General features: G+C 70.8%; 9 protein-coding genes. 4 read left to right on the forward strand and 5 right to left on the reverse strand.

What is annotated here, in order from left to right; all coding sequences use genetic code 11:
* Window positions 1-113 precede the first annotated feature (113 nt).
* Window positions 114-404 carry a hypothetical protein gene (locus VKH46_01335; protein HKB69454.1) on the forward strand — a complete coding sequence of 97 codons (291 nt, stop codon included), beginning with the start codon at window positions 114-116 and terminating at the stop codon, window positions 402-404.
* 42 nt (window positions 405-446) lie between these two features.
* On the opposite strand, the gene VKH46_01340 is transcribed toward VKH46_01335, so the two are convergent.
* The 5 genes from VKH46_01340 to VKH46_01360 all read right to left on the reverse strand — a co-directional run bounded on the left by VKH46_01340 (window position 447) and on the right by VKH46_01360 (window position 7,487).
* Entirely contained in the window at window positions 447-1,034 is a 588-nt protein-coding gene (locus VKH46_01340) for a helix-hairpin-helix domain-containing protein (GenBank protein HKB69455.1), read from the reverse strand.
* An 88-nt stretch (window positions 1,035-1,122) separates the two neighbouring features.
* Window positions 1,123-4,182 carry an efflux RND transporter permease subunit gene (locus VKH46_01345; protein HKB69456.1) on the reverse strand — a complete coding sequence of 1,020 codons (3,060 nt, stop codon included), beginning with the start codon at window positions 4,180-4,182 and terminating at the stop codon, window positions 1,123-1,125.
* Window positions 4,179-5,162 carry an HlyD family efflux transporter periplasmic adaptor subunit gene (locus VKH46_01350; protein HKB69457.1) on the reverse strand — a complete coding sequence of 328 codons (984 nt, stop codon included), beginning with the start codon at window positions 5,160-5,162 and terminating at the stop codon, window positions 4,179-4,181. The genes VKH46_01345 and VKH46_01350 overlap by 4 nt, the downstream gene beginning before the upstream one ends.
* Window positions 5,159-6,400, reverse strand: coding sequence for a TolC family protein (locus tag VKH46_01355; protein HKB69458.1), 1,242 nt, complete (start codon window positions 6,398-6,400; stop codon window positions 5,159-5,161). The genes VKH46_01350 and VKH46_01355 overlap by 4 nt, the downstream gene beginning before the upstream one ends.
* A 49-nt stretch (window positions 6,401-6,449) precedes the next feature.
* Window positions 6,450-7,487, reverse strand: a complete 1,038-nt coding sequence (locus VKH46_01360; GenBank protein HKB69459.1) for a hypothetical protein — start codon at window positions 7,485-7,487, stop codon at window positions 6,450-6,452.
* A 39-nt stretch (window positions 7,488-7,526) separates the two neighbouring features.
* Here VKH46_01360 and VKH46_01365 point away from each other — a divergent pair, with 39 nt between their 5' ends.
* The 3 genes from VKH46_01365 to VKH46_01375 all read left to right on the forward strand — a co-directional run bounded on the left by VKH46_01365 (window position 7,527) and on the right by VKH46_01375 (window position 11,858).
* A complete protein-coding gene (locus VKH46_01365) occupies window positions 7,527-8,828 on the forward strand; it encodes an NAD(P)/FAD-dependent oxidoreductase (GenBank protein ID HKB69460.1) in 1,302 nt (433 codons plus the stop codon).
* Window positions 8,829-8,860: 32 nt separating this feature from the next.
* Window positions 8,861-10,513 (forward strand): AarF/UbiB family protein, encoded by a 1,653-nt coding sequence (locus tag VKH46_01370; GenBank protein HKB69461.1) that lies wholly within the window; start codon window positions 8,861-8,863, stop codon window positions 10,511-10,513.
* Between the two features lie 121 nt (window positions 10,514-10,634).
* Window positions 10,635-11,858 (forward strand): phospholipase D-like domain-containing protein, encoded by a 1,224-nt coding sequence (locus VKH46_01375; protein ID HKB69462.1) that lies wholly within the window; start codon window positions 10,635-10,637, stop codon window positions 11,856-11,858.
* Window positions 11,859-12,336 lie beyond the last annotated feature (478 nt).

Raw genomic sequence — 12,336 nt, forward strand, 5'->3', positions numbered from 1 at the left:
CCCGAAGGGTTCACCGCACCTCCGATCTCATTGAATCTGCTGCAATATCCGTACCGGCGAAGAGCGCGGAAGAACGACCGGAGGATAAGATCGGGCCTTCGAAAGGAGATTCCATGAGGTTGAAATCCCTGTTGGCGGCATTCGCGCTCTCCTCCGCTCTCCTCGCCGGCGCCGCATCGGCGGAAACCGCGAAGACCTACCAGGTGACCGGCCCGGTGCTCGAGATGAGCCCGACGATGATCACCGTCCAGAAGGGGAAGGACCGCTGGGAGATCGCCCGCGACGCCTCGACGAAGATGGCCGCCGACGTGAAGGTCGGCGACAAGGTGACGATCGAATACCGGATGACCGCGACGAACGTCGAAGTCAAGCCCGCCGCGAAGAAGAGCGCGAAGAAGAAGTAACCGCCGCCGTCCCCGGGGCCGCGCGGGGCGCGGCCCCTTTCCTCACTGCTTCTTCTCCGCTTTCCGGAAACCCGCCCGGACCGCGTCGCTCTCGGTCATCCATTTCCCGTCCTTCGTCGTCCCGTAGCCCGGCTGTCCCTCGACGCGATAGAGATGCGTTTCGGCGTCCGCCCAGACCATTCCCGGCGCGGGAGGCGTCGCGGCCTTCGAGCGGGAGACGCTCGGCCGGGGAGCGAGCATCGGGTGGTCGGCGGCTCCCATCGGCGTCGCCGCTCCTCCCTTTCCCGTCACCGTCACGAGCGGCGTGATGCGTTCGAGCGTCACCTTCGGAAGACCGGCGCGCGAGAGCTCCGCCACCGAGGCGTACGGGCGGGCCTCCACGATCCGGCTCGCCCACGCCCGTCCCACTCCGGGCAGCGCCTCGACCTCGCGCTCCGAAGCGGTATTGAGATCGAGAGGGGCCGCCTTCGTGGGCACCCGTACCGGCCGGACGGAACCCGCCGAACCCTTCTTCGGCGGCTTCGGCGGCGCGTACGGGGACGGCGTTCCCGTCGTCGCGGGCGAGGCGGAGAGGGACGCGGCGAGCGCGGCCGCGGCGAGGGGGAGAATCCAGCGGTATTTCCGGTTCATCGCGAGCTCCTTCGTCCCCGGAACGTAGCAAGAAGCACGCCCCGGGGAATCGGCGCACGCCGGCCCCGGCCGGCGGCTTCCCCTCTTCCTACGGAGCGGAAGACCGCCGCGTTGAGGGAAGGTCGCCGGCGAGCCTTCCGTGCGGGTCGAGCCAGGCATAGAGCGCCGGCAGCACGAGCAGAACGATCAGACCGGAAAAGATGAAGCCTCCGATCACGGCGATCGCGAGCGGCTGAAGAAGCTGCGCCCCTGCGCCGAGCGCCAGCGAAAGCGGCAGAAGCGCGAAGACCGTCGCGAGCGTGGTCATGGCGACGGCCCGGAACCGCCGCTCGGCCGCCCGCGCCCATGCCTCCTCCTTCGCGTAGCCCCGCCGCAGCTCCTCGCGGGCGTCGTGGATGAAGAAGACCGACTTCTCGCCGACGATCCCGACCATCATGATCGCGCCGACGAAGCTCGAGATGTTGAGTGTCATTCCAGTCGCGAGCAGCAGCGCGAAGACGCCGGCGAGAACGGACAGCGAGACGAGCCCCGTCAGAAGAGGAGCGCGCCAGTCGCCGAACTCGAAGAGCAGGACGACGCCGACGAGCAGCAGCCCGCCGAGCAACACCCCCACGAGCGCCTTGAACGAGGACTGCTGCTGCTCGTACTGGCCGCCATAGGCGAGCGTCATTCCCGGGGGCAGCGCGAGCCCGGAACGGAGCTTGCGCTGGATCTCGGCGACCGCATCTCCCAGGCTCCGTCCCGTCAACCGGCCCGTCACGCCGAAGTAGCTCTTCAGGTTCTCTCGGTCGATCTCGGCTTCCGGAGCGCCCGTTTCGATCGTCGCGAGGTCGGAGAGCGGCACGATGGCTCCGGAACCGGTCCTCACCGGGACCGCGGTCAGCGGCCCGTCGCGCCTCGTGAAGACGCGGACGGGATACACGCGGTCCCCGATCAGGAGATCGCTCGCGACGGTCCCCGTGAGCGCAGGTTCGACCGCAGCGTGCAGGTCGTCGGTCGTCATGGCGCTCCGCGCGAGGACGGCCGCCTTCGGCCGGATCGAGAGCGCGGGCCCGGCGATCGTGATCCCGTCGAAGACGTCCTCCACGCCGTGGACGCCCCCGATGATCCGCGCGGCGCGGCGCGCCTTCTCCTCGAGGAGATTCTCGTCGGCTCCGAATATCTTCACGTCGATCGGCTGCGGCACGCCGCCGGTCAGGTCGCCGATGTTGTCCTCGAGGAGCTGCCCGAAATCGGTGTGGATCGCCGGCTCGGCCGAGGCGATCTTGCCGCGCAGCTCGTCGATGATCTCGTCGACCTCGCGGCGGTGCTTCTTCGGCTTGAGCTTGATCACGTAGTCTCCCCGGTTCGGCTCCGTGATGAAGAACCCGAGCTGCGTTCCGGTCCGTCGCGAATACGCGTCGACGTCGGGCATCTTCCGGATGATGGTCTCGGCCGCGTCGAGCATCTGGTCGGTGTCGGTGAGCGACGTCCCCGGGGGCGTCCAGTAATCCAGGATGATCGAGCCCTCGTCCATCGCCGGCAGGAAGTCGGTGCCGATCACGCGCCAGAGAACGAACGCGGCCGCCATCAGGAGGACGAACGCGACGAGCGCGAGCACCGGCCGGCGGACGAAGACTGAGACGAGCCGGCGGAGCCGCGGCATGCCTCCCTGGGCGGGCGGCTTCCCGCGGCCCTTGGTCGCGCCGAAGGCCTTCACGGCGGCGGGAACGGCGATTGCCGAAAGGAGGAACGACACCCCGAGCGCCATCGCCATTGTCAGCGCGAGAGGGCGGAAGAAGGCGCCGGTGATGCCCGTCACGAGCGCGAAGGGAAAAAAGATGACCATCGTCGAAAGACTCGAGCCGAGGAGCGGAGGGAGGAAGCGCGAGATCCCGAGATCCGCCCCGAGCTCGCCGCCGGAAGCGTGGGCACCGTGCTGCATGTCCTCGACGACGACGATCGCGTCGTCGGCAATCAGGCCGATCGCGGCCGCGATGCCGCCGAGCGTCATGAGGTTGATCGTCTGTCCGGTCACCGCGAGGCCGAGCAGGACGATCGCGACACACACCGGGATCGTCGCCGCCGCGATCGCGGTCAGCCGCCAGTCGCGGAGGAAGAAGAAGAGCACGAGCACGGCGAGGCCGACGCCGATCAGGATCGCGTCACGCGCACCGCCGACCGAGCCCGAGACGAACGCCGCCTGGTCGTAGAAGTTCGTCCAGCGGACGCCTTTCGGGATGAGGTCCGGTTCGTTCTTCAGGAGGTCCGAGACGCCGCGCGCGATCGCGACCGTGTTCGCCGAGGGTTGCTGGACGATGTTGACGAGCACGGCGGGGCGGCCGTCGGCCGTCGTTCGCACCGCCGAGAACGCGTCGCCGGAAGCCACGGTCCCGAGGTCCGAGAGCCGCGCCGGAACGCCTTCGCCGGGGAGCGGGATCGGAAGCGCGGAGAGCTCGGCGATGCCGCGGGCGCGCCCGTCGACCAGGGAAAGGTAGAGCTCGTGGTTCGACTCGAGGAGTCCCGCCGACTCGACGGCATTGTCCTTCTGGATCGCGTCGACGACGTCGCGCGCGGAAAGTCTCCTTCCTGCCAGCGCCGCCGGATCGAGCCGGACCTGGAACTCGCGCTGTCGTCCCCCCTGGATCTGCACCTGACCGATCCCCGGGATCCGGATGAGCGCAGGCTTCAACGTATATTCGGCGAGCTCCCAGAGCGATGCCTGCGACTCCGTGTCGGAGGTCAGCGCGTAGCCGAGGATCGGAAAGATCGACGTGTTCATCCACTCGACGTCGACCCTGGCGTCCGGAGGAAGGTCGGGGCGGATCCGCTCGACCTCCGCCTGCACGCGCTGGAGCGCCTGCTGCATGTCGGTCCCCCACGTGAACTCCGCGCTCATCTCGGTCGAGCCGCGCGAGGTCGCCGAGAGCACCCGGCGCACGCCGGGAACGCGGAGGACCGCTTCTTCGAGGGGGCGCGTGGACGTCGGCATCACCCGCGAGGCGGGCTCCTCGCCGACGTCGGCGATGACTTTGACGATCGGAAACGTGACGGCGGGAAAGATCGATGCCGGCGAGCGCAGCGCCTCGAAGACGCCGCCCGCTCCGAGGACCGCGACGACGAGGAAGATGGCCGCGCCCCGGTGGTGGGCCAGTCGCGCGAGGCTCATCGCGAGGGCGCCACCGGAGTGCCCTCGGGAAGTCCCGCCTGCCCCGCGACGATCACGCGGGTCGCGGGATCGAGGGCGGGGACGGCGATCTCGGTCCGGCCGCCTTGAGCGATCCCCGGCGTCACCGCGATCCAGTGCGCCTTCCCGTCGGCGCCGGCGACGGCGACGCGCGACGCCCCCGTCACGTCGTCGCGGACGACGGCCGCGTCCGGGACGGCCGGGACGTCGCGCCGCTCCGCGACCGTGATGCGCGCGGTCGCGAAGAGGCCGACGGCGGCCCCCGGCGCGGCGTCGAGATCGATGCGAACCGGCGCCGTGAGATCGGAGGGGCCCGACTCGGCGAGGATTCCGTGGACCCTCCCCGCGACCGGAGCGCGGCCGGGGATCTCGATCCGCGCCGGCTCGCCCGCGCGGATCTTCGGAAGCTGCGCTTGAGGAACATCGGCGAGGACGACGAGGGATCCCGTCTCGGCGACCGAGAGGATCTCCTCGCCCTCCGAGACGCGGTCGCCGGCGCTCGCCGCGTGCGAGACGACGACGCCGTCGGACGCGACGGCGAGGGGCGAACGCACGAGATTCCGCTGCGCGAGATCGACGGCGCGGGACGCGTCTCGCCGCTCGGCGTCGGTCTTCGCTTCGCGCTCCATCTCGCGCGCTCCCGCGAGCGCCGCCTCGCTGTCCCGGGCAACGACGCTCCCGACGACCTGGCCGCGGTGAACCCGATCGCCGTCCGTGACGCGGAGCTCGACGAGAGTTCCCGCAAACGGCGCGCGGATCTTCGCCTGCGACATCGCCGCGATCTTTCCCGGCGCGGACACGATCTCGGCGAGCGTCGCCCGCTCGACCGGCGCGATGCGGACGGGCGTCGGAGGTCCGGGCGCCGCGGCATCCTGCTTTTTCGCGTCCTTCGCCTCCCCGCCGCACCCGGACGCGAGGATCGCCGCGAGAAGGACCGCCCAAAGGCGCGCGCGAAAAGTCACGGGGTCTCCCATCGTTTTTCCAGCGCCTCCGCGATCCTCAGGCGCGACTCCGCCTGCGAGAGCTTGACGGAGGCGTCGACCGCCGCCGCGTACGCGTCGATCACCTCGAGCGCGGTCGCGGCCCCGCCGCGGTACCGGCTCTCGGCTTCGAGCCAGGAATCGCGCGCTGCCGGCTCCGCGCGGGACAGCACGTCGATCTGCCGGCGAAGCGCCTCGGCGGTCTCTCGCGCCTTCGCGCGCTGGAGGGCGGCGTCCCTCTCCCGGGCGACGATCTCGAGCCGCGCCCTTCGGCCCTCGATCCGGGCACGCGCGATCCGCGCGTCCGAGGCGCCGAAGTCGAAGAGCAGCCAGGAAACCTGGAGGCCGAGCGAGAACCCCGCGTCCCGCCGCCAGCGGTCGATCGACCATCGCGTCGTGTCGGCGCCCCACCAGCCGGCATCCGCGGAAGCGAAGAGGTGCGGTTTGCGCTCGGCCTCCGCGGCGAGGACGTCGGCGTCGGTCCCGCGCGCGAGCGCCTCGGCCTCGCGGACTTCCGGCGATTCGGGCGGCGGACCGGTCGATGCGGCGGGGGCGCCGGTCGGGATCGGCGGAGCGACGACCGTCAGCGGGGCGTCGGGAGCGCGGCCCATCAGCACGTTCAGCTCCGTGCGCGCTTGGGCCGCGCGCGCGTCGGCGTCGATCGCGTCGGCCTCGTCCGACGCGATCCGCACGTCGGTCTTCAGGAGGTCGGCGGCCACGCCCTGGCCCGAGGCCTTCCGGCTCTCGAGCGACGTCCGGTAGCGGCGCAGCCTTTCGAGGCCGCCGCGCCGGGCTTGCGATTCCTCCTCGGTCTCGACCAGCTCGGCGTAGCGGCTCGTAACCTCGACGTCGAGGTCTTTCTCCGCGACGCGGTAGCGCGCCGACGAGGCGTCGCGCTCGGCCGCCGCCTTCGCGATCGCCGCCCGCCGCGCGCCGCCGTCGTAAACCGGCTGCTTCGCGGTGAGCTGCAGGCGCGCCTCCCCGGCGTTCGTGACGACGGGATCGTAGCCGCCGGGAGGCGCGTAGACGAAGTCACCGTCGATCGCGACCTTCATCCACCGTTCGGCTCGCGCTTCCCGGATCTTCTCGTCGGCGGCCTGCGTCTCGAGCGCCGCCTCGGGAAGCCTCGCGTTCGCCTCGTGCGCGAGGCGGAGGGCCTCGTCGAGGGTCAGGGGCGCGGGGGGAGCGGAAAGGATCAGGGCGAAGAGAAGCGGAATCATCGCGTTCGAAACGGCGGTTCTGCACGGGACGCGCCAGCGCGCGCCCCGTCTATGGCTTCTCTCCCGGGAAAGTGTCCTGGAGCGCGATCACCGCGCCGTGCGCCGGGTCGCAAACGTAGATCCCGCCGCCCGGCTCCGCCGCTACGCAGTGGGCCCGCGGCGCGGTCGGCATGCGGCCGAGCGCCGAGAGCGCCCCGTCCTTCGAAACCGCGACGACCGCGAGCTGCGCGTCTTTCGCCCCGGGAACGTACAGGTGCGCCAGCGACGGGTTGTAGTCGATGATGTCGATCCCGTTCGGCGCCGGCGCCGACGAGAGTGTCTTTCCGTTCTCGACGTCGATCGAGAGGACCCTCCCCTCCGTGCAGGCGACGAAGAGGAACCCGCGCCGGGGGTCGAGCGCGAGGCCGCGCGCGCCTCCGCAGCCGTTCTTCCAGCGGGAGGCGATCGCGCGCGTTTTCAGGTCGATCGCGACGGTCTCCGCCTTCCACAGATTCGCGTAGGCGCGACCCCGCGCGCCGTCGATCGCCAGCGACTCGGGACCGCCGGCCACGGCGACGAAGCCGGAATGCTCGAGCGCGGGGGGGAAGCCGGAGCCGAGGCGGAAGATCTCGATCCTCTCGCCCTCGGGCTCGGTGACCCAGACCTCGTGCGTCGCTTCCACCCAGCGAACGTAGTCGGGCCCGCCGGCGAGCTTCGCGCGCGCGACGATCTTCCGCGTTTTCTCCTCGACCGCGACGACGTCGCCCGCGGTCCGGTCGGTCGCGAACAGGAGGCCGGCCCCCTCGGACGCCGACGTCGTTCCCCCGCCGCGCGTGGTGCCGGCGGCCGAGACGCGGAACCCGCCGATATCGGTCATCGGTCCGCCCGCGGGGTCGATCAGGTCGATCCGGCCCGTCCGTCCGGCGGGAACGACGATCCGCGAGAGGGAAGGCGCCCATCCCATGTCGTCGAGTCCGATCCCGCCGGCGCCCCCCGGGAGCGGGATCGACTTCCCCTGGCCCGCGGCCCACGAGGCACCGGCGAGCGACCCGAGAAAGAAAAGTGCGGCGCGCAACGGACGGGTGGGATGCATGAGGACTCCTCTCATGACGAAGTCTACTTCGCCGCGGGGCGATATTCTCGTCGCGTGGCGTCCGCGACCTCCGCCCGCCCCGGAGCCGAGTCCCGGCCCCGCATCCTCGTGATCGGCTGCGGCTTCGCCGGTCTTTCGGCGGCGCGCGAGCTCGAGAGGGCGCGGGCCCGGGTGACGGTCCTCGACCGGAAGAACCACCACCTTTTCCAACCGCTCCTTTACCAGGTCGCGACCGCCGCATTGAGCCCGGGCGACATCGCCGCGCCGATCCGGAACATCGTGCGGCGGCAGAAGAACACGACGGTCCTCCTGGGCGAGGTCTCGGCGATCGACCCGGACGCTCGGATCGTCCGGACCGGCGGCCGCGAGATCTCCTACGACTACCTCATCGTCGCGGCGGGCGCCGTCGACTCGTATTTCGGGCACGACGGGTGGCGTCCGTTCGCTCCGGGGTTGAAGACGATCGACGACGCGCTCGAGATGCGCCGGCGTATCCTCCTCGCGTTCGAACGCGCGGAATGGGAGCAGGATCCCGCCGCACGGCGGGAGCTCCTCACGTTCTGCGTCGTCGGGGGCGGCCCCACGGGAGTCGAGCTCGCCGGCGCGCTCGCCGAGATCGCCCGGCACTCTCTCGTCCGCGACTTCCGCGACATCGATCCCTCCCAGGCGAAAGTCGTGCTGATCGAGGCGGCCGACCGCGTCCTTCCCGCGTTCCCCGCCGAGCTGTCGGGCAAGGCCGCGCGGCAGCTCGAAGCCCTCGGCGTGACGATCCGCACCGGCGTCAAGGTGACGAAGATCGACGACGGTGCGGTGTGGCTCGGCTCCGAGCGGGTGGGCGCGCGCACGGCGCTCTGGGCCGCGGGCGTGGCCGCCTCCCCTCTCGCGCGCTCTCTCGGCGTCCCGCTCGACCGGCATGGCCGAGTACCGGTCCGGCCGGACCTCTCGGTGCCCGGCCGGCCGGAGATCTACGTCGCCGGCGACCTCGCGTCGATCGCGCGGGACGGCAAGCCCGTTCCCGGGCTCGCGCCGGCCGCGATGCAGGAGGGGCGCCATGCCGCGCGGAACGTGCGCCGCGCGATCGCGGGTCGGCCCACGCTCCCCTTCCGGTACGTGGACAAGGGAACGCTCGCCACGATCGGGAGGAGCCGGGCCGTCGCGGACATCCGCGGATGGCAGATCTCCGGATTCTTCGCGTGGGCCGCGTGGCTCGGCATTCACATCTTCTTCCTGATCGGTTTCCGGAACCGGCTCCTCGTCATGTTCGAATGGGCGTGGGCGTACCTGACCTGGCAGCGCGGCGCCCGGCTGATCACGGGCGGGGAAATCCCCGGAAAGGGCTCGCCCCCCGCAAGTTAGCCTGCGGCCCACTCCTTGCATTCCTCCGCGGCATGAAAGTATCGCTCAGGCCGCGCCATCTCGACCGTTACCGGGACATCGCGAAGCTCTTCTGGAAATACGGCCGCGGCGACATCGCCAGGGGCATCGACTCGGACCTCGAGGGACCGGCCGAAGCGGGCAAGGCCGAGGAGCTCGCCGAGGACCTCGAGAAGCTGGGGCCCGCGTACGTCAAGCTCGGACAGATCCTCTCGACGCGCTCCGACCTCCTGCCGGCGCCCTACCTCGAGGCGCTCAGCCGTCTCCAGGACGACGTCGAGCCCTTTCCGTTCGCGCAGGTGCAGGCGATCGTCGAAGAGGATCTCGGCGTGCGACTGTCGAAGGCGTTCTCGTCCTTCGACCCGGTTCCGATCGCGGCGGCCTCCCTCGGCCAGGTCCACCGCGCGGCCCTGCGGGACGGGCGCGCGGTCGCCGTCAAGGTGCAGCGCCCGAACATCGAGCGGCAGATCGAGGAGGACGGGGAAGCGTTCGAAGAGATCGCCGATCTCGTCGACCGCCACGTGCGCGGCGGAAGAGAGCACGCCTACCGCGACATGGTCGCCGAGTTCCGCAAGGTTCTCGCCGCGGAGCTCGACTATCGACAGGAGGCGAAGAACCTCACCACAATCGGCGCCGAGCTCGCCGGTTTCCCGCGGCTCCTCGTGCCCCGTCCCTACGACGATTTCACGACCGGCCGCGTGCTCACGATGGAATACGTCGAGGGGACCAGGATCACCAGCCTGAACCCCGTCGTCCTCGTCGACGTGGACACCCGGACCCTCGCGGACGACCTGTTCTGCGGGTACCTCAAACAGGTCCTGCTCGACGGGTTCTTCCACGCCGACCCGCACCCGGGAAACGTCCTGCTGACCGCGGACCAGCGGCTCGCGCTCGTCGACCTCGGAATGGTCGGGCGGCTCACCGGCGACGTGCGGGACCGCCTCCTCCGTTTCCTGCTCGCGGCGAGCGAAGGCGAGGGAGAGAAAGCCGCCGAGCCGGTCGTCGCGCTCGCCCGCCCGTCGGACGACGCCCGGCCGGATGACTTTCGTCACGGGGTCGCCGAGCTCGTCCAGCGATATCGCGGCGCGACGGTGAGCGACCTTCAGATGGGGCGCGTGCTATTGGAGATCAGCCGCCTGTCCGGCGAGACGGGCATGACGCTCCCTCCCGAGCTCTCGACCGTCGGCAAGACCCTGCTCCACCTCGACGTGGTCGGACGCACACTCGCCCCCGACTTCGACCCGAACGCGTCGATCCAGCGGTACAGCGCCGAGCTGATGTCTCGCCGGATGCGCCAGGAAGCTCGGCCCGGCAACCTCTTCGCCACGCTCCTCGAGACGAAGGACTTCATCGGCAAGCTCCCCGAGCGGGCCGGAAAGATCCTCGACCTCGCAGCGGGCAACGGCTTGCGCGTGAAGGTCGATGCGATCGACGAACACCTCCTGATCGAGGGTCTTCACAAGATCGCGAACCGGATCGCGCTCGGGCTCGTTCTCGCGTCGCTCATCGTGGGTGCGGCGCTCCTGATGCGCGTTCCGACCCGCTTTCAGATCTTCGGTTACCCGGGCCTCGCCATGCTGTTCTTCCTCGGCGCCGCGGCGGGTGGCATTGCGCTGGCCGCGAGCATCGTTTTCGGCGACCGGACGCGGCGCGAGCCCCGCCGTTGAGCGGATGAGCGCGGCCGCGGAATCCCCGGAGAGGCGGAGCCGGCGTGGCGGCGCTCCCCGGCCGCGGAAACGGACTCGCGCGGAAATCGTCGCCCTCGTCGTCGGCTCGGTCGTCGCCGGCATGACGATCTCGCTCGGTCTCGCCCTGCTCCGGCAGCCGACGCCGCCCCGCTGGAGCCTCCCCCACGTGTTCGGCGTCGCCGATCCGACGTTCGTCCCGTCGGCGCTCGCCGGCAGCCTGATGACGGCCGGCAACCGGATCGACGTGCTCGAGAACGGCGTGAGGATCTTTCCGGCGATGCTCGCCGCGATCGCGGGCGCCCGGCGCTCCGTGGACTTCGAGGCCTACATCTTCTGGTCGGGCCGGGTCGGCGGCGAATTCCGGAACGCGTTCATCGAGCGGGCCCGCCACGGCGTGCCGGTCCGGATCCTCGTCGACGCCCTCGGCTCCGGGAAGCGCCTGAGCGGTTCGGACGTCGACGCGATGCGCGCCGCGGGATGCCGCGTCGTTTTCTTCCACGGGTTGAAGCCGTGGGATCGGGGCTCGCTCGACCACCGGACGCATCGCCGGGTCCTCGTCGTGGACGGGGAGACCGGCTTCACCGGCGGCGTCGGCTTCGCCGACGAATGGATGGGGGACGCCGACGCGAAAGACCACTGGCGCGACACGCAGGTCCGGATCGAGGGTCCCGCCGTCGAGGACCTGCAGGGAGCGTTCCAGGAAAACTGGACGGAGGCGACCGGAGAGACGCTCGCCGGCGCAGACTTCTTCCCTGCTCCCGCCGCCGCGGGAACGGCGCGCGCGGCGATCGTCGCCTCCTCGTCCCGCTATTCGACCGCGGACGTCGAACGCGTCTACGCCGTGGCGCTCTCGGCCGCCGAGAAGAGCGTCGACGTGGCGAACTCCTACTTCCTGCCCAACGACGACGAGGTGCGCCTGATGACCTCGGCCGCGCGCCGCGGCGTGCCGGTCCGGGTGCTCGTCCCCGGGAAGGTCAACGACGTGCCCGCCACGAAGACCGCCGGACGCGCGGATTTCGGCCGGCTCCTCGCCGGCGGCGTCCGGATCTGGGAATACGAGGGCACGATGTTCCACCCGAAGCTGATGGTCGTCGACGGCCGCTTGTCCACGATCGGGAGCGCGAACTTCGACGCGCGGTCGTTCCACCTGAACGAGGAGATCAACCTCGTGAGCGACGATCCGCGCCTCGCCGCGGAGCTCGAGGCGTCCTTCGAGCGGGACCTCTCCCGCGCGCGGCCCTACACGCTCGCGCAGTGGAAGAGCCGGTCGCTGGCGCAGCGGATATCCGAATGGGCGCTCCAGCCGTTCAAGTCGCAGCTGTAGAGCCGCGGAAAAGAAAAAAGCGGAGCCGAATCTCCGCTCTCTCGAAAGTCGAGCCGCCGGTGGTGGCGCCCGCGCGCGCGCCGACTTCGCTGAAGCGACCGCGCAACGTGTCGCTGCGGACCTGTCTCCGAGGGGAGATCGAGGGGATGCTTCCCCTCGATTCGAACGCCGGCCCGGCGGTTCGAAGCGATCCGCGCCGAAGGCGCCCGCCGGCGCCAGGCGCGAGCCCGCCGGGATGCGGGCCGCCGGCCGGCGCCTTAGGCGTACCGATGAGCGTACGTCGTGGCGACGGCCGGTGGCACGCGCCCGGCCGGCTCGATGCATCCGCCTTCGCTGAAGCTTCGGCGCGACAAGTCGCCGCGCCGGCTCACGATCTCTCGTGAGGAACACCCGCGCTCGATTCTGAATCCGATGAAGCGCGGCCAGGCGCGAGCCCGCCGGGATGCGGGCCGCCGGCCGGCGCCTTAGGCGTACCGAT

This window comes from Thermoanaerobaculia bacterium (assembly GCA_035260525.1).
Classification (GTDB): Bacteria; Acidobacteriota; Thermoanaerobaculia; order UBA5066; family DATFVB01; genus DATFVB01.